This window comes from Mesobacillus subterraneus, assembly GCF_003937825.1.
Classification (GTDB): Bacteria; Bacillota; Bacilli; order Bacillales; family Cytobacillaceae; genus Mesobacillus; species Mesobacillus subterraneus.
On sequence record NZ_RSFW01000013.1, the window covers coordinates 141,624 to 159,648 of the forward strand.

The following is an 18,025-nucleotide window of genomic DNA, read 5'->3' on the forward strand; positions in this document are numbered from 1 at the left end:
AAAAAAAAGCATTTCCCTAGTGATGAGCAGTTTTTTCGTAATGATCCTGCAGGTTTTTTGTATAGATTAACAGATATATCTTATGGTCACCTGCTTTTTCATAGTACCAAAAGTCTGGTATTATACTTAAACTCAAACACTAGAACCGTCCCTCTGTTTTCTATGCTATAATTAAGAGGGAATATTCAGACGATTGAAGGGGTTTTGTTGATGAGGCATAGTATTATTGATATTGTTCAATCGCAAGTGATCGCATCAATCAAAGAGGAAGCTGACCTGGAGAAGGCGGCCCGGTCTAACGTCAACATTGTCTTCATTCTCACCGGAAATTTGATTACGATGGATGGTTACCTGAAGAAACTGAAGGCAGCCGGTAAAACCACTTTCATCCATATTGATTTCATCGATGGCCTATCGAACACAAAGAGTGCGATTAAATACATAGCAGAAATCTGGAAGCCTGCTGGCATCATCACAACAAAGAGCAATCTGATTAAATATGCCCGGGAAGAAGGCTTGATGACGATCCAGCGCCTTTTTCTTATCGATCGCGGTGCTCTCGTCAAAGGGATCGAAATCGCCCATAATTGTAAGCCGGATGCGATCGAAATCCTTCCTGGTCTGATGCCTTCTGTCATTGACAAACTCACATCCATGACTACGCTGCCAATCATCGCTGGCGGGCTGATCAGTACTAAGGAAGACATTCTGAATGGTTTAAGTGCCGGTGCCCTCGCCATTTCCTCTGGTGACCCTAAGCTTTGGAATCTGGAATTATAACTTGGAAAAGAGCTCAACCCACGGGAGTTGAGCTTGATTTCCATTCACGTACCGAACTCCTTCTGTTCTTCTTCTGCCTTTCTTTTTTTCCTGAACAGCCGAAGGCTTACCCTTGTGATCTCCCGCTCCTCAAAGAAGTTTCCGATCTTCGTAATGATGAACGTTACAAAAGTGGCAAAGATGACAATGCCATAAAACCCTGCTCCTATCCCAATCCCAATACCTCCAACGTAAAAAATCATCGCTGCTGACGTCAGTCCTTTTACCCTCAATCCATCTTTTAAAATGACCCCGGCACCGAGGAATCCTAGTCCAGATACAATCTGTGCTGCCAGGCGCATCGGGTCCATCACTTTTCCGCTATCAGGTTGACTGAATAACTCTGCACTTTCAATGGAGACGATCGTAATCAATGTACATGCTACCGATACATACGTATACGTTTTTAAGCCTGCCGGCTTGTTCTTCGACGTCCGGTCCCATCCGATTAAAAACCCCAATACAGCACTGACGACAATCCGAAAATACATTTCATGATGCCAAAAGAATTCGGACACATATTGAATATAAACCGCCACCTGATCAGCCCCCTTTAAATAAAAAGAGACCACCACATGAAACGAATGCCAAATCTCCCCACTAAAAGTGAGGAAATCGTCTTCGCTTCATAGGTAATCTCTTCTACTCTTCCTACAAGCCGAATATATTTTATAATCTTAATCATAATACATCAGCAGGTTTATTTCAATAAATAAATTTTAACTATTCTGAATTCATGGTTGCCACTTCAATGCCAGCATTGTATGATTAAACTAAACAATGAAATAGTGGGTAGAGATGAGGAGAACCCCGTGCAAATGGCGTGTACGACTTTCGTATATTCTGTTGCCATGGGGTTCTTTTCATTTTACATAAATGATTTTTCAAAAGGAGGAATTCATATTGAAGAACAAATTAATAAGCTGGGCAGCTGCATTGATTCTCGTATTGGGAATAGGGCTCATGTTACTTCCCTCCCAAAGCGTTAAAGCGCAAGAAGCAAGCCCACCTCTGATCATCACGGAAATTGTCACTAAGTCTGCCGGCTCCGGGCAGCCCTATGAGTATGTTGAAATCTACAACACCACATCAGAAGCAATCAATCTGCAAGATTATCAGCTCCAGTACTTCACAAGCAACTTCTCAACTCCTGCCAACCGCTGGCCCATCCGGGATAAAATCATCCAGCCAAGAGAGTCACTGACACTGTGGCTGAAAAAATTCGATTATCCGAATGTACCACTATGGGACTTTAACTCCAACTATGACACGCTGCTAAGTCATGACGAACTGTACGAAATCAAATTGACGACTTCTGGTCAAGGCTTGCATGACAGTAGCCTTCGCCAGGTAGGAATTGCTGATGCGGCAGGCAACATTCTCAGTACCGCATTGATTAATGATGGAGCTGTTGATGGCATTACCAACCGAAGCATCATTTATCAAGCAAGCAGCACTAAAGCCATGACGAAGATCCGCAATGGAGAAGTGCCGACACCAGCCACGCTCCTGACCGAACAAGTCGCTGGTCCGGCAACACCCTCCAACCTGACCGCTGCGCCTTCCAATCAATCCATTACGCTTGCCTGGGATGCATCAGAAGGTGCCGTCAAGTATAAGATCTACCATTCTGATGGTACGTCCAGCTCTACCGACAAGACCACTTTAACGATTGACGGATTGGAAAATAATCGAGCATACACGTTCCGTGTGACAGCTGTCGATTCAGAAGGGAATGAATCCCCAGCCACAAAAAGAGTCCGAGCGGTCCCACAAGAAGTAGTGGACAACGAAGCTCCGAACACTCCAACCGGACTTAAAGCCAAACCAGGAAAGGATCATGTCAAACTGGAGTGGAACAGCAATACAGAAAGCGATCTCTTCGAGTACCGTGTCTACATTAATGACACGCTTTACGGTTCAGCTCCTGCTGGAAAAACAAGTATGACTGTATCCAAGCTGGAATTGAACCGTGAGTATACATTCAAGTTAACGGCTGTCGATCAGGTGGGCAACGAATCGGAAGCTTCGGCACCACTCGTCACAGGGCCGACAGAAAGCGTACCAATCCCAGACTTGCTGATTACGGAATTGATTCCTAATACCGATAACTACGCCGGTTACGATGCATTTGAATACTTTGAGCTTTATAATAATAGCCCGGACCCAATCGATCTCAACGGGTATCGTTTCGCCTCCCACACTTGGGATAAGCAAATCGATGGAACTCACATCTTAAAACCTTGGGAAACAGTCGTGATTTGGACCAGAACATCAGCGGTCAGCCCCATTTCATTGGAAGCATTCAACTATAACTACTTCTATTCGTACAAAAGCAAGTATTTAAATGAGGAGAATACAATCATCCTCGGTGATATCAGCGGCCTGGTTAACGGCGGCAACACGCTGACCGTTTACGATCCAGATGGACTTGAAGTCGTCAGAGCGGATTACTCGGGAGGTGATGTTTCTCTGAAGCAAACCATTGCTTACTCCTATCCTAAAGACAATACACGGACAATGGAAAAACTGGCAGCACATCAAAAACCGACTCCGGGATGGCTCGTGGAAAGCCAAGCCCCGGCTCGTCCCGTTTCAGATGGGGAAGCACCTCAACGTCCGAACAACCTTAAGGCAACTGCGGGTAAAGGAGAGGCTACATTGAGTTGGGACGCTTCAACTGAATCTGATATATATCAGTATCACATTTACAAAGATGGCAAACTGGAAAATTCCTTAGATCCTTCACAGACAGCATTTACGCTTTATACGTTGATTGGCAACCAAACGTATACACTGCAAGTAAGCGCCGAGGATACTTCAGGGAATGTATCCGAAAAATCGGAGCCTGTACAAGTAACACCACAACACCAGATCATCACCCAGCTGGAACGTTGGGAACATGAAAAAGATCCAGCCTACCAGGGTCTATGGGATATTAGTTCGGATGGTCCAGTTATTGCAGGACTTGCTCAAGGACTCGTTCCTCAGGGATTGACCTATTATATGAAAAAAGACTGGTTGCTGACAGTAAGCTACATCGATGATGAGATCCGTCCGGGCACCATTACCGTAACAGACCGAACAACAGGCGATTTGCTGAAATCCGTTGTCTTATACAATACAGATGGCACACCATACACCGGTCACGCTGGAGGCATTACCGTCAGTCGAGACCACGGCTGGGTAGCATCCGAAAATTATTTGTTCAGCTTTAACCTTAGCGATCTAGTAAATGCAGAAAATAACGGCCAGATTCAGTTCACAGAACAAATTCCATTACCAGTCCATGCAGCTTATACGGTTTATGATGAAGGCATTCTTTGGGTCGGAGAATTCTATGAGGCGAGCTCCTATCCGACCAACCCTTCACACCATATCGAGAACAGGGAAGGTAAAATGCATTACGCATGGATGATCGGCTTTGATTTGGAACGAAATAACGACATGCTTGGGAAAAATCATTGGAGTGGCTCACCTGACAGCAATGCTGTACCAGATTACGTCTTATCAACCACTGAAAAAGTACAGGGCGCCATCGTCCAGAAAGCATCCAGGAATGGCATTACGCTGAGTACCTCATACGGAAGAGCGAATGATAGCGTGCTGTACCGTTATGAATACCCGTTAAAAGAAGACCCTCATTCCTTTGTAACTGTCGAAGGAAAGGAAGTACCTCTCTGGTTCCTTGATGGGCACACGGCAAAGCCGCGCCAAAGTGTCGAAGCCATTCCGATGCCAGAAGGAATCGTTGAAGTACAAAAAGAACTGTACGTCGTGTTTGAGTCCGGAGCAGACAAATACCGCTATACAACCACCTATCCGATGGACCGGATGCTCAAAATCGATATGAAGAAATTGATGAAGGAAGATAAAGGAATTCAATAAAATGAAGAAGGAAGCGGTGTCCATTCCCCGCTTCCTTTTTTTGTGTTATGACGTGAGGTTATTCGTCTTTCCCTCGCTCAATTCACTTTATTGGATAGCAATTCACTTACCGAAGGCAGGACATAGTCCGGCTTCCACTGGGAACTCTTTAAGTCCTCCTCGGTCGTGATTCCACTAAGTACAAGTGCTGTCTTCATTCCAGCTTCAATTCCCATCCGGATATCCGTTTCGAGGCGATCGCCAATCATCAAGCACTCATCCGGCTTCAGATTTAAAATTTTCAAAGCTGCTTCGATTGTCAGAATGGATGGCTTTCCAATTTGTACATCAATCTTTTTCCCGGCAACTGCTTCAACGGCACCAATCATCCCGGCGCAATCCGGAACATCCCCAACCTCCACTGGACAAGTTCTGTCAGGATTGGTCGCAATCATTTTTGCACCTAGCTTTACCGACTGATAGGCAAAATTCAGATGATCATAGTGAAAGTCCCTATCCCATGACAGCACGACGACATCAACCTCTGCAGGAGCCAATCCTTCCCGAAAACCTGCAAGTGTCAGCTCATCCTTAATTGGCTGCTCGCCAATCACATATAATGTGGCAGCAGGATGGTGCTCCCGTAAATATTCAATCAAGGTAACTGTCGGGTTCAAAATATTCTCCAGGCTTGCATCGATATTGAAACTCCGCAGCTTCTCTACATAACGCTGACGTGATTCGATCGTCTTATTTGTCAGGAATAGTACTTTTTTTCCTTGTTCCAGAAGGGCATTGATCACGTTGTCTGCTCCTTCAATCAATTGCTTGCCAAGGTATACGGTGCCATCCAAATCAAAAATATATCCTTTCAGATTTCTCATGGGTCTCCTCCATCCAATAAAAAATTCCCTGAGCATGACAATTTCTCCAATTCAACAATTGGATTTCGCCATGCCCAAGGAATCTCCTCATCTCTATCCTTGTTCTTATTTACCTATACTCGGATCGTCATCAGATCTTCTCCAATAACAACCTTCGATAATCCAAGCTTACCTGCTGTTTCTTCATACGGTTCTTTGTCAGATAAGTGGACGGCTAAGATCTCATCGATTTTTTCGATATCATACTTCTCGACAACTTCAACGAGACTGCTGTGGTTGCCAGCAACCTTACAGGCAGAAGTCGCTTCATGAATCAACAGATCTATATGATCATACTCTCCAATTCTTGCATTGATCTCTGTATCACTTGAATAAACGACTACACGACCTTCGCATCGGACCTCCAGCCCAACGGTTGGCACAGAATGAATCGCCTTGAAGCAGGAGAATGACATCCCGCCGCCTGATAACAGCTGCTGCTCCTGATCTCCATCAAACGTTTCCACCTCAATGGCAAAGGCAATCGGCCACTTGTCTGCTTCCATCGTCGCCAGCCATTCCTGAAGCTTCTTCTCATTGCGGTAGTCACAATGAATCCGCAGAGGCTTTTTCCTGTCTTCAAGCCACATCCCCCACAGCAAAGATGGCAGCCCATAAATGTGGTCGATATGAAAATGGGTGAACACCACGGCATCAAGTTCTCCTAAATCCACCTGCAGCTGCTTCAGCTTTCTGCAAGGATTGCCGCTGACATCGACCAGGACATGATAACCCTCATTGGAAAAGCAAATTGACGTATTGTCACGTTCCGAACCGGGATAAGCACTTCCCGTTCCCAAAAAACAAATATCCATTAGTTCACCACCTATTTGATTCCTGAATGCATAAAGCTTGAAACGAACTGTTTTTGGAAAATGAAGAAGGCAATTACTAAAGGCATGATCACCATTACCGTACCTGCAGCGACCATTCCCCACTGTGCACCCGTCTCATACGATTGTGCGAACAATGCAAGTCCGACGGTCAATGGGCGGGAGTCCACAGAATCCGTGATGATCAATGGCCACATGAAGTTGCTCCAATGGTGACTCACGGAAACGAGCGCAAACGCAATATAGGTTGGTTTTGCTGATGGAATATAGACATGCCACAGAGTTTGATACCATTTGCAGCCGTCTATTCTCGACGCTTCATCCAAATCATAGGGGACCTGCTTGAAAGTCTGACGCATCAGAAATACCCCGAATGCAGACGCCCAATACGGCATCATGACGGCCAGCTTTGTGTTGACGAGCCCAAGCTGGCTAATAACTTGGTAGTTCGGGAACAACAGAATTTCTGGCTGAATCATCAGCTGGAGCAAGAACAGGATGAACAAGACATGTTTCCCTTTGAAGTTCAGCCGTGCAAATGCATAAGCTGCTAGCGTAATCGTAATCAATTGGACAATCAGAACGCCAAATACAATGACGAACGTATTGAAGTAATATTGGATAAATGGTGCAGTCTCCCATGCTTTCACATAGTTTTCCAACGTAGGATTCGAGACCCAGAACGGAAAGCCCCCTTTGATCACTTGATTCCCTGGAGAGAAAGAAGTGATGAATACCCAAAGAAGAGGGATAAACGAGATGATCCCAAGAATAATGATGATGCCATAGTTCAATTTTTTCATCGATTCTTCCCTCCTTAATAATGGATTTTTCGATCAAGGTACAAATAGTTGAAAGCAGTGATACTCAGCATGATGACAATCAAAACCACGGTCAGGACAGCGGCTTTGCCAAGGTCCCAGTTCGTGAATGCCGCTTCATATATATGATAAAGAAGCAGGTTGCTGGCATTGTCAGGTCCACCCTTGGTCATAATGTACAAGTGGTCGACATTTTTGAAGGAATTGGTTATGGCCACAATCATGACGAACAGTGTCGTTGGCATCAATAACGGAAACGTGATATGACGGAACATCTGGAACGGTTTCGCTCCTTCAATCTCTGCTGCTTCATAGACATCTCTCGGCAAATTTTGCAAACCAGCTAAATAAAAAATCATATAGAATCCGGTATCTTTCCAAATGATCATGAAAATCATCGCAATCATTACGGTATTGGGATTTCCCAGCCAGCTCGTATCGCCCCTTCCGAACAGATGCAGGAAGTTATCGAGCAGCCCATACTGAGGGGTGTAAATGAACAGCCAAATATTCGCAACCGCAATCAAAGGAATAATTGTCGGGTAAAAAAACGAGGTCCTTAACAGGGAACTTCCCGCCATTTTTTTATTCAGCCAGATGGCCAGATACATCGCCAGGAACAAACTAGTCGGTACAGTTCCAATCATGAAGAGGATGTTATTCAGGATGACCTTCCTGAAGATCTCATCACTGAAAACCTCTTTATACTGATCCATTCCCGAAAACTGCAGCCGGGTCATCGGGCCGCTGTAGAAGCTTAACTGGAACGACTTGAGTGTTGGATAAAATGTAAACAATGTCAAAAATATAAAAGAAGGAAACAGTAACCCATAGGCAAACAGATTGTGTCTTGAACTGGATCCGAATTTTTTTCGCTTTGCAGCCATCAAATCATCCCACCTTTCTTGTGAATAAAGGAAGCCCAAGCAGCATGACCTCCACTTGAGCTCCACTCCATTCAGTCCATTGCTGCAGTTGTATTATTGAAAAGGCTTCAGCACTTCTTCTGCTTTCTTCTGGGCCTTATCCAATCCTTCGTCAACAGTGCTTTGGCCGGTCAAGATCGATTGAATATGGTCATTGAAGATTTTCTGCACCTCACCATTTTGGTAGGTTGCCAATTCACTATCCGCATACTCCAATTGCTCGCGAGCAACAAGTGCTGGCGGGAATTCCTCTACATACTTCTTCAACAAATCCGTTTCGTATGCAGATTCTCTTGTGGCTACATATCCAGTATCGATTGACCACTGAGCTACACGCTCAGGTTCTGTAAGGAACTTCATGAACTTGATTGACGCTTCCTTGTTTGCTTCTGGCAAATCTTTGAACAGGTAGATGTTTCCTCCTCCAGTCGGGGAACCATATTGATTGTTCGCCGGCAGGAAGGATACACCGAAATCAAAGTCTGCATTGTTCTTTACATTGGTCAGATTACCTGTCGTATGGAACATCATCGCTATCTTACCACTCAGGAAGTCAGAAGGAACTGTCGCCCACTCAATGACACCCTCCGGCATGATCTTATGCTCTTTTCCAAGGGACAACCAGTACTCCATCGCTTCTTTTGCGTATGGTGCATTGAAGTATACTTCCTTTCCATCTTCAGACATTATGTTGTCTTCAGTCTGTAGGGCTAAAGCCTGGAACATCCAGTACTGATATCCAGTACTCGGGATTTCAAGACCCCACTGATCCTTGCCGCCATTCTTCGTCAGCTTCTTTCCGTACTCAACCAGCTGATCCCAATTTTCAGGCGGAGCTTCCGGATCCAGCCCGGCTTCTTTGAATGCGTCCTTGTTGTAATAAAGGACGATGGTGCTGCGCTGAAATGGCAAACTGTACACTTTATCACCGATCGATGAATTCGCCATAAATCCATCATAGAAATCGTCTAAGTACTCTTTCTCAAACAGAGGTGTCACTTCCTCAATCAAGTCGTTCTCAAGCAATGTGAATAAATCAATCGAGAATAAAACAGCCAGTTCAGGCGGATTCCCTCCCTGTGACGACGCCATCACCTGTGTCATCGTTTCAGCATAACTTCCGCCATATTTTGCATTAACTTTGATGTCCGGATTCTCTTTCTCAAAGTCAGCCACAATCTTATCAACAATGTTCGCTACATCCCCGCCAACCGCAACCGGGAACCAGAAGTCAATCTCAGTCTTTTCCTTCGTTCCAGCACCACTGCTGCATCCTGCAATGCCAACTAATAGAACAAAGATTAATGATAAGAACCTAATTTTCATGCCATTTCCTCCCCTTATATTTTTTTTTCATAAAAAAACCCATGAACAATAAACTGCACCACAAATAAGTGTCATGCATTTTATTGGTCACAGGGATTCTCCGCATCTCTACCCTTAGACAACAACCTGTCTAATCTATATGTCTGATTATTCATAATAATACAACACTAAGTAATTATTGGCAATAAAATTTTTATTATCTATGAGATTGGGAGCTCATGTATTACAGGTGAGTCACTTCAATATTTTCAAACAAAGCAAATAGGCACCACCCAACTTAAGTTGGGATGGTGCCTTGTTTATCCATGGGATAGTCTGACCCACTCATCCTGGCTATTTAAGAGAAGCAAGTTACTACCAATTTACTACCATCTTAATTCCTTTCTTCCGCTCACCCAAGAAAAAAGGCGTCCAGGTCAACATCATTCTTTAAAATCTTGCTTTCAGGTACTCCGGTTTCCCTGGCTAAATCGACGGATGCTGCAGCTAAAACTGCTGAATTGGCATCCACATCGAATGCTGCTTCGATCAAGGAATTGAATTGGGCATAGGTTTGATTAATTTTGGTGATGATTTCTTGGTAAACATGATCCACTTTTTGCAATATAGAATCGGTATAGGCATTCATCTTTTTCTTTAACTCTTCTTCTCTGGCGCCTAAATTATCTTTTGCAAAACCCCAGACAAAGTTGGCTGTAACTGTACCGATAATGGAACCAAGAACAGGAATTGGAATCAGCATTTGCCCAATTGCTCCGCCTGTGGCGGCAATGCCCGCTTCCAGGCATAATACCTGGCCCTGGTTTACAAACTCATCCATAGAGATCTTGTCTTTATTCAAGTCAGTAAGCAAGGACGTCATACCCATAGCTGCACTTGTCACAGCACCAGCAAAAGGGGTTGAAAGGGAAGTCAGGTTCGTCAGAGCATAGATACTCCCCGCTGTTACTCCGCCTTTGACACCTGCTTTGGCAGAACTTAAACCAACCTCTGTCCAATCATCCCGGTCAAAATCCTGGATTTTTTTCCCCGACTTTACTTTGCTGTAAATTACCGTAATCGTATTCAAGGAAGCTGCGATTGCAGCTGCAATCCCGGCGACTTTAACTCCTTCGCCAACTGATGGTCCTTTTTGCGCATCAACCGCCTTTGAACGGTCTTTTGCATCCTGTTCAATTTGATCCTGAATTTTCTGATTTTCATCTATGATTTGGTCTTGGTGCTTGGTAACTGTTTCTCCTGCTGTCCCTAATTGAGCCTCGCTGTAATCCACTACTGAAGGTTTTACCAGGTCGTGGAAGCTCCTGCCCGTTTGCCGTTCCAGTTCTTCGATTTTTTGAAGAATAGCCCTTACCGATTTGTCACTCAATCCTTCAGGGGCCTTCCCGGATTTAATCATTTCGATGATCTTATATTGATCCTTTGGTATAGAGTAGTTCATGGAACGATCCTGATATTTATCGAAATGTTCAAGTACATGCTTAAGTGTATTATTAGTGCCATTGATGAATTTTGATTGATACTTTATACCATCCAAGATGAAATCTTCCGGTGCTGTACGGCCCACCCCATTGAATGTAGCCACTTCAGTTTGGCCCTTCAAAGCTGCCCAGGCATTTCGAATATGAACTTCCAGATGTTCGGCCACTTCTCCATGCTTCGTGCGCTCGGAACCTAATATATTGTTAGGTTCCGATAGAAACTGACGCATCTTTATCATATTACTCAAGGCATTTTCAAAATTACCACTCTGCTGCTGCTGTTTTTGCAATGTTTCTCTAACGATGTCATCCAACTGCCTGGCAATCGACTGGTTTTTCCAATGATTAAAACCTTCTACCCCAGCCGCAGTGATTTGATCCTTCCAAACAGTGGCCGACATTACTTGCCAACTTCCTTCATGAATAATGCTGACAAGCTCTCAGTATTGTTGATGATGGCTCTTAAGAAATCACGCTGTTCCTGTGAAAAATCAGTAAAGGATTTTACACTTGTCGAAAGACTAGTAAAAGAAATTAAGCTTTGCTCCAGCTTTGTAGCCAAGGTTTGGGTTGTATGTCTCAATTCCATAATTTCAAGGGAAGTAGCATCAAGAACTTTAGTTGCCTTTACAACTTCGACTCTCTCCCGATCAGCCTTGATTGCTGCTTCTTTATTCTTTTTACTTGCAAAAAACCCCCCAGCTGCCAAACTGGCTGCACCAATTCCCCAGCCAATCGGGCCAGCCAATGCAAGCAAGGCACCTCCTCCTGCCATACCGCCCCCGCCGGCTGCAAGAGCACCACCGCCTAACCACGCTAATGCCGCGTTGGTTGCCGCTGCACCTGATAAACCAGAAATTGCAGCCCCCGTTGAGGCAGTCCCAAATGTTGTAGCAATCGCCATTGCCGCTGTTGGGGCAAATGCAGCGGTTGCCACTCCAGCCGCTACACCAGCTGCCGTACCGCCACCTGCCAGCTTAATCATTTCTTTTTCATCATAAGAAATATCAGAAAGCGCCTTGAAACTGGCAAGGTTAACGTGAACTTGATCAAAGCTTTTTTCAAATTCTTTCGGGGTATTCGCTAACGTATTTATGTAAGCCTCTACCTTGGCAATCACGTCTACTCCATGTGTGCGGGTATTATGCAGCTTAATCGCATTATTCTGTAAAGCCTTAGAAGAACCCTCGTAATTGCTAATTGCATTCTTTAACTTTTCTATCGCTTCTTTTTTTAGTGAGCCATTTAACATAGTTGATTTCCCCTTTATAAAAATATGCCTCGGGACGGAATTTACTTAAAACACAAGAACCGTGCCTCTGTTTTTGGTCCGGAACTTATCAAAACACTAGAACCGTCCCTCTGTTTTACCTCTGTTTTAGCGGCTGTCATTGCCTCCGCCCCAGATGGCTCGGCCGCCTGTGTGGGCTGTTTGTTCATGGGTTTCTTGGTCTACGAGCTGCAATAGTCCTGGTTCTTCGTTATGGTGCCAGGTGTATCCTTCGGGTGTTTGTCCGGCTGCGAGATTTTGGAGATCAAATTGTGAAAGGTTCATTTCATTGGTAAGTTGCGGGTTTTCCATGATTGCCTGATACAGGGTATCATTCGCTACTTTAAAATGGACACCATCACTCTCGGTATATAGTTCTCCTGCTATGATGACATTAAAGGTCTCATCAAACACCGGAAAGGTTCCTTCAATCACCTGACCATTCGGCAGATTCACTATTTTTTCTACAAATAGAACACCTGTCTCTGGATGCTCATATCCATTCAAGTGGTCATTCCTTGTTTCAATCTCCTCTGCTTCCACTACGTCCGCACCATCTGCCAAGTCCAATACACCTATCGCCAGCCCTGAAACGACCACTACTTTTCCGAGATTCTTCAGCCCCTTGATGGCCTGGTCCTTATCACCGCTTGAGTATCCTTTGTATGTAGTGCCTACATTTTGTGCCGTATATTTCAGGGTGGATCCTATTCCTCTTATCGTCCTTCCAGTAGAGTCTTTTAAATCCTTCAATCCCTTTTGCTTATGATATTCATCTTGCTTGATTGCACCATATGCCCCGTTAACAGCTCCATCCAGGAACTGACCAGCGTTATCCAGTGCGATCTCAGATGCTGTTTTAATGCCATCACCAACCTCTTCGATCCACACTCCAGTCCCCTTCCACTTACTGCCTACGGCTTTTCCAACCACCTTGACACTTCCGCCGATCAATCCACCACCAACAGTCCCGGCACCCTTGCCAATTGTACGAATAATACCCATACGTTTTCACTTCACTTTCAGGAGTATAAGAAAAGCTATCCCATGAAATAAAGGATAGCCAAACAAACATAGAATGTTTTGGCAACCCGACTATCATAATCCCCTGGGGATTTTAGACTCGGAGCTTTGCGTCCTTACCTTTTGATAAGTTTGCCTTTATCACATAAATTTAGGACTTTTATCATAAATATATTTTACTAGATATGATCGGTCGCTTTTGTCAATTAATGTCGAAAAAGATAAAAATTGCAAAAAACACAGGGGGGGTTCTACTGTTTCAAATGGAACTTTCCTTAGCGCCAGCCACTTTTACGGTAAATACGAGAAGTTCAGAGAGCGGATTGAACGCTGAATGAAATATTCCCTAAAATAAGCAATTTCTTTAGAATACAGAAAATTTAGCCTTACAAGAAATATCGGCAATAAGACCTAGGTGTTTAAAAAACTCTTCCGACAAATTTCGCCTAAAACATTTGCAGGGGAGATAGCACAAAAAAAGGAAGTATGAGATCTCTCTCTGTACTTCCTTATCAGCATATTAAGATTATCTTTTAACACAGTTCCCTATGAAAAATGTTATTGAGGTAGTTAATTATTTCTGCCTTTAATTCCTCATCCTGGAGCGCAAACTCGATCGTCGTTTTTACAAACCCAAGCTTCTCCCCGACATCATACCTCTTTCCTTCGAAGTCATAAGCGAAGACGCGCTGAATCTGGTTCAGTTTCTGGATTGCATCCGTCAGCTGGACTTCACCGCCCGCGCCAGTCTCCATTTCATCGAGGAACATGAAAATCTCTGGAGTGAGGATGTATCTGCCCATGATAGCAAGATTGGATGGCGCACTGCCGGCCTCAGGCTTTTCGACCAGTTCCTCCACTTGATAGCGTCTGCCCTGCTGGATGGAAGTAGCAATGATGCCGTAACGGGATGTTTCCTCCATCGGTACAGGCTGGACACCAATGACTGACGACCGTGTAGTTTCAAACTGATCCAGCAGCTGCTTCAGGCAAGGGGTATCACTCTGGACAATATCATCCCCAAGCAGCACCGCAAAAGGTTCCTCTCCGATGAAATGGCGTGCACACCAAACCGCATGCCCCAGTCCCTTCGGCTCCTTCTGGCGAATATAATGGATATCAGCCAGGTTCGTCGAATGCCGGACCTTCTCCAGCAATTCCAGCTTCCCCTTGTTCTCCAGGTTCCGCTCAAGCTCGGGAGAATAATCGAAATGGTCCTCGATCGCCCGCTTCCCTTTTCCTGTGACGATGATGATATCCTCTATTCCGGAGGCAACCGCTTCTTCGACAATGTATTGGATCGTAGGTTTGTCTGCGATCGGCAGCATTTCCTTCGGCATGGCTTTTGTCGCCGGGAGAAAACGCGTTCCGAGCCCAGCTGCCGGGATGATCGCCTTTCGCACTTTTTTCAATGAACCTCCCCCTTCATATCATCTCTATTAAACATTTTACTGTATATGCCGATAAAATATGAGAGCAAAAAAAAGGCCGCCTTTCATTGAAGGCAGCCAATTCATTCAGAACAAGTCTTTAAATCTATAATTAAATCTTCCATTAGTTTCTGGATCGTGATTTCATTGTTAGATGTGCCTTTTTCAAAGGTGCGTTTCATCACGTCAAAAAACAATTCCTGATTCAGTTCAGCAGGTCTTTCCTGTGCATTCATACTATTGTTCCTCCTGAGTCTAGATGACATTATTCTATTAAACTCGTCACGATTTGTAAATGGATTTCCAGTATTTAAACAAATTATAGGTAAAATTCGCTACAAATTGTCATATATTTGTACTTTATCCTATTTTCGTATGATAGAATATTGATATAAAAATAACCAGATTGGAGTGTTGACGAAAATTGAAGAAACAAGCCGCTTCTTTTGTAACCGCCGCCATTCTGTCCTCTGCCTTCGCCGGAATCGCCTCAGCCGATACATATACCGTAAAAAAAGGGGATACATTATCCCACATTGCTTTTACATATAAAACGAGTGTTTTAGAATTAAAGAAAACAAACAAATTAACCTCTGATTTAATTTATGCGAACCAGAAGCTGACTGTTCCTTCAGCGGGTAGTAAGGTGACGGCTGCATCTGTTAAAAAGACGACCGCTGCAAAGACTACTGCTCCGGCGAAAACATCAGCACCTGCTCAGAAAACGACTGCACAGGCTGCAACCTATGTCGTGAAAAGCGGGGATACTCTCAGCAAGATTGCCTCCAAGCATAAAATCAAGCTGAATGACCTGATGAAATGGAACGGACTCAAAAACCATTTGATTTATCCAGGACAGAAGCTCAAGGTTTCGAATGGGACAAGCAGTACCACGGCCTCTAAGAAGGAGACCGATCCTGCTCAGAAGCCTGCATCCAAACCAGCACAAAAACCTGCTGCGTCCGCACCTGCTAAGCCTACACAAACGCCTGCGGTTAAGCCAGCACCTGCTCCAGCTCCAGCACAGCCTGCCAAGCCAGCTGCGACACCTGTTGCACAGATCGAATATGTCGTGAAGTCCGGTGATACGCTCAGTAAAATCAGCTTGCAGTTCGGCATGACGGTACAGCAGCTTAAGGATGTTAATAAGCTCACTTCTGACTTGATCTTTGTCGGACAGAAGCTCATGGTAACCAAGCCAGCCGATTCACCTGCAGCTGTTACAACTCCGACAAGCCCGCCAACTGGCACCCAGGAACCTGCTGTCATTTCCTTCGCTAAAGAAGTGATGGGTGTTCCATACGTGTGGGCCGGAAGCACGCCCGAAGGCTTCGATTGCAGCGGATTCATTTACTACGCCTTCAATAAAGCAGGCAAGCAAATGGGACGCTACTCATCCGAGGGTTATTACAGCCGTTCCTTCTACGTGAATGATCCACAGCCAGGTGATCTCGTATTTTTTGAGAATACATATAAACCTGGCATCTCCCATATGGGCATTTACTTAGGAAACAACGAATTCATCCACGCTAGCACCACCGGCGGCGTGATGATCTCCAACCTGAGTGAAACCTATTACGCAAAGCATTTTGAAGGATTTAAGAGATTTTATTAAAGAACAGGCACCTGTAACTAGGTGCCTGTTTTGTTATACCACAAAAAATAAATTGCAAAACACTGAACTTTTTCATTTTGGAGTCGTCTAAAGGTAAAGAAAAAATGGAGGTGAAGAAATGCAGAGGGAAAAAGTGATTGCCGATTTGATGGATCGATACGGTACTGATGTTCTTCACCTCGCCTATTCTTATGTCCGGAACCGCCAGACTGCCGAAGACCTGACTCAGGAGATTTTTCTGAAATGCTACCAGAAATATGACACCTTCCAGGGCAACTCCCAGCTGCAGACATGGCTGTACCGTGTCGCTTCGAATCATTGTAAGGATTACCTGAGAAGCTGGCATCACCGAAAAGTGTTCGTGAGCAGCTATATTTCTTCTTTTTTAACGAGCCATCAGGCAAGCCCTGAAAGCCAGCTGATACAGGATACGGAGAATCAGGAATTGACAGAAGCGTTATTCCAGCTGCCGGTGAAATACCGGGAAGTATTGTTTCTCTTCTATTTCCAGGAATGCTCAATGAAGAAGATTGCTGATATTTGCAGTTTGAATCTCAATACTGTGAAATCCAGACTTTCCCGTGCAAAAAGTTTATTGAAGGAAATTTTACAGGAAAGGAGTGGTGATGATGGAGAAAAAGTTGAACCAGTTGAAATCCGAGATGCTTAAAGGTGAACTGGCTGGATTTAAGTTCACACCTGATATGAAGCGGGATGTAATGAAAAAGATGGATACACATGGTGGGCGATTTAACCTCGGCAGGTTGGTTCCACTGACTTTGTCGCTTGCATTCGTGGCGATCTTTCTTGTTGGAATCGGGACTCTTATCCGGTCTGGTTACAACGAAGGGCCAGCGGAGTTATTGAAACAGCCCGAACTGGTGGCTCCAAGCTATGTGCCTGAGCCATATGAATTCAAACACACGAAGGTTAGCGACGAGAGTTACACACATTTTTATGTGAATCCAGCTGATCCAACTGACCAGTTTTCCTATCGGATGCAAAAGGCTGGTGGTGATTTAGATAATCCCTCCTTTGATCCTGTTGGTCTCGCACCCGGGCTGGACGGCCACTACTCCTATCTTGGCGAAAATCACTCTTACCTTTGGTGGAAGGCCGAGGGGTATTATCAGATTGTTGAGCAAACTGGCTTGATGAGCAAAGCTGACTTGCTGAAGGTCACGGATTCGATTTTACAGGAAAAGGGCTACGAGACCCTGCTGGCTGATGATATTGAAAGAGAGCTGGCACAGCAGGTTGAATATCCTCCTGCAGGCAAACTCACACGGGAAGATGCGGTTGAAATGCTGATCCAATATGAGATGATTACACGATCAGTTGAAATCGAAGAAGGCACACAGCGAGTGAAGGACATCGAGACGAAAGAGGATTATTACGCCCTGTATTCCAAGATCATGACGAGGCAGCAAGCCTTCGTCCTGTTCGAACCACTGCTAGAGGAAACGAGCGAAGGACTGTTCTTTGCGGCCACCGAGTACCCTCCATTCTTTGAAGAAGCTGAGCCTTTTGAGTTTCACATGAGCAATGACAAAGAGTACACCCTAGTACAGGAGCAGAACTCCGAGCTGCATGGGAAGATCAAATTGATTTTCGGGTTTGCCGAGGATATAGGGAAATGGAAAATCAATTATTTTCGCGTTGATGATGGAAGCAGCGGGAAATGAAGAAGT

Annotated in this window: 16 protein-coding genes and 1 riboswitch; of the genes, 5 read left to right on the forward strand and 11 right to left on the reverse strand. The window is 44.6% G+C overall.

What is annotated here, in order from left to right; translation table 11 throughout:
• Nucleotides 1–210: 210 nt before the first annotated feature.
• Nucleotides 211–780, forward strand: a complete 570-nt coding sequence (locus EJA10_RS10945; protein WP_125480044.1) for a glycerol-3-phosphate responsive antiterminator — start codon at nucleotides 211–213, stop codon at nucleotides 778–780.
• A gap of 44 nt (nucleotides 781–824) precedes the next feature.
• Here EJA10_RS10945 and EJA10_RS10950 read toward each other — a convergent pair whose 3' ends face one another.
• Nucleotides 825–1,310, reverse strand: a complete 486-nt coding sequence (locus EJA10_RS10950; protein WP_125480252.1) for an MgtC/SapB family protein — start codon at nucleotides 1,308–1,310, stop codon at nucleotides 825–827.
• A gap of 412 nt (nucleotides 1,311–1,722) precedes the next feature.
• Between EJA10_RS10950 and EJA10_RS10955 the strand changes: the two genes are divergently transcribed.
• Nucleotides 1,723–4,707 (forward strand): lamin tail domain-containing protein, encoded by a 2,985-nt coding sequence (locus tag EJA10_RS10955; RefSeq protein ID WP_170169114.1) that lies wholly within the window; start codon nucleotides 1,723–1,725, stop codon nucleotides 4,705–4,707.
• 77 nt (nucleotides 4,708–4,784) lie between these two features.
• Here the strand turns inward: EJA10_RS10955 and EJA10_RS10960 are convergent, their stop codons facing one another.
• The 10 genes from EJA10_RS10960 to EJA10_RS23345 all read right to left on the reverse strand — a co-directional run bounded on the left by EJA10_RS10960 (nucleotide 4,785) and on the right by EJA10_RS23345 (nucleotide 14,955).
• Complete coding sequence (locus tag EJA10_RS10960) at nucleotides 4,785–5,570, reverse strand: HAD-IIA family hydrolase (RefSeq protein ID WP_125480046.1); 786 nt, start codon at nucleotides 5,568–5,570, stop codon at nucleotides 4,785–4,787.
• Nucleotides 5,571–5,683: 113 nt separating this feature from the next.
• On the reverse strand, nucleotides 5,684–6,424 hold the full coding sequence (locus tag EJA10_RS10965; RefSeq protein WP_125480047.1) for an MBL fold metallo-hydrolase: 741 nt from the start codon (nucleotides 6,422–6,424) through the stop codon (nucleotides 5,684–5,686).
• A gap of 11 nt (nucleotides 6,425–6,435) precedes the next feature.
• Complete coding sequence (locus EJA10_RS10970) at nucleotides 6,436–7,245, reverse strand: carbohydrate ABC transporter permease (RefSeq protein ID WP_125480048.1); 810 nt, start codon at nucleotides 7,243–7,245, stop codon at nucleotides 6,436–6,438.
• 14 nt (nucleotides 7,246–7,259) lie between these two features.
• Complete coding sequence (locus tag EJA10_RS10975; RefSeq protein ID WP_125480049.1) at nucleotides 7,260–8,150, reverse strand: carbohydrate ABC transporter permease; 891 nt, start codon at nucleotides 8,148–8,150, stop codon at nucleotides 7,260–7,262.
• 93 nt (nucleotides 8,151–8,243) lie between these two features.
• A complete protein-coding gene (locus EJA10_RS10980) occupies nucleotides 8,244–9,515 on the reverse strand; it encodes an ABC transporter substrate-binding protein (protein ID WP_125480050.1) in 1,272 nt (423 codons plus the stop codon).
• A 391-nt stretch (nucleotides 9,516–9,906) separates the two neighbouring features.
• Nucleotides 9,907–11,397, reverse strand: a complete 1,491-nt coding sequence (locus EJA10_RS10985) for a hypothetical protein (RefSeq protein ID WP_125480051.1) — start codon at nucleotides 11,395–11,397, stop codon at nucleotides 9,907–9,909.
• On the reverse strand, nucleotides 11,397–12,248 hold the full coding sequence (locus EJA10_RS10990) for a hypothetical protein (protein WP_125480052.1): 852 nt from the start codon (nucleotides 12,246–12,248) through the stop codon (nucleotides 11,397–11,399). The genes EJA10_RS10985 and EJA10_RS10990 overlap by 1 nt, the downstream gene beginning before the upstream one ends.
• Before the next feature lie 126 nt (nucleotides 12,249–12,374).
• The gene (locus EJA10_RS10995; protein WP_125480053.1) at nucleotides 12,375–13,271 is read right to left on the reverse strand and encodes an HNH endonuclease; all 897 of its coding nucleotides are present in this window, start codon (nucleotides 13,269–13,271) and stop codon (nucleotides 12,375–12,377) included.
• Nucleotides 13,272–13,348: 77 nt separating this feature from the next.
• Nucleotides 13,349–13,436, reverse strand: a riboswitch (cyclic di-GMP riboswitch).
• 386 nt (nucleotides 13,437–13,822) lie between these two features.
• Entirely contained in the window at nucleotides 13,823–14,701 is an 879-nt protein-coding gene (gene galU / locus EJA10_RS11000; protein WP_125480054.1) for a UTP--glucose-1-phosphate uridylyltransferase GalU, read from the reverse strand.
• Between the two features lie 101 nt (nucleotides 14,702–14,802).
• A complete protein-coding gene (locus tag EJA10_RS23345) occupies nucleotides 14,803–14,955 on the reverse strand; it encodes a YwzD family small protein (protein ID WP_170169115.1) in 153 nt (50 codons plus the stop codon).
• 188 nt (nucleotides 14,956–15,143) lie between these two features.
• Here EJA10_RS23345 and EJA10_RS11005 point away from each other — a divergent pair, with 188 nt between their 5' ends.
• From EJA10_RS11005 to EJA10_RS11015, 3 genes are all read left to right on the forward strand, one after another.
• A complete protein-coding gene (locus tag EJA10_RS11005) occupies nucleotides 15,144–16,334 on the forward strand; it encodes a C40 family peptidase (protein WP_125480055.1) in 1,191 nt (396 codons plus the stop codon).
• A gap of 118 nt (nucleotides 16,335–16,452) precedes the next feature.
• Nucleotides 16,453–17,004, forward strand: a complete 552-nt coding sequence (locus EJA10_RS11010; protein WP_125480056.1) for a sigma-70 family RNA polymerase sigma factor — start codon at nucleotides 16,453–16,455, stop codon at nucleotides 17,002–17,004.
• A complete protein-coding gene (locus tag EJA10_RS11015) occupies nucleotides 16,961–18,019 on the forward strand; it encodes a hypothetical protein (protein WP_125480057.1) in 1,059 nt (352 codons plus the stop codon). The genes EJA10_RS11010 and EJA10_RS11015 overlap by 44 nt, the downstream gene beginning before the upstream one ends.
• The last annotated feature ends 6 nt before the right edge of the window (nucleotides 18,020–18,025 follow it).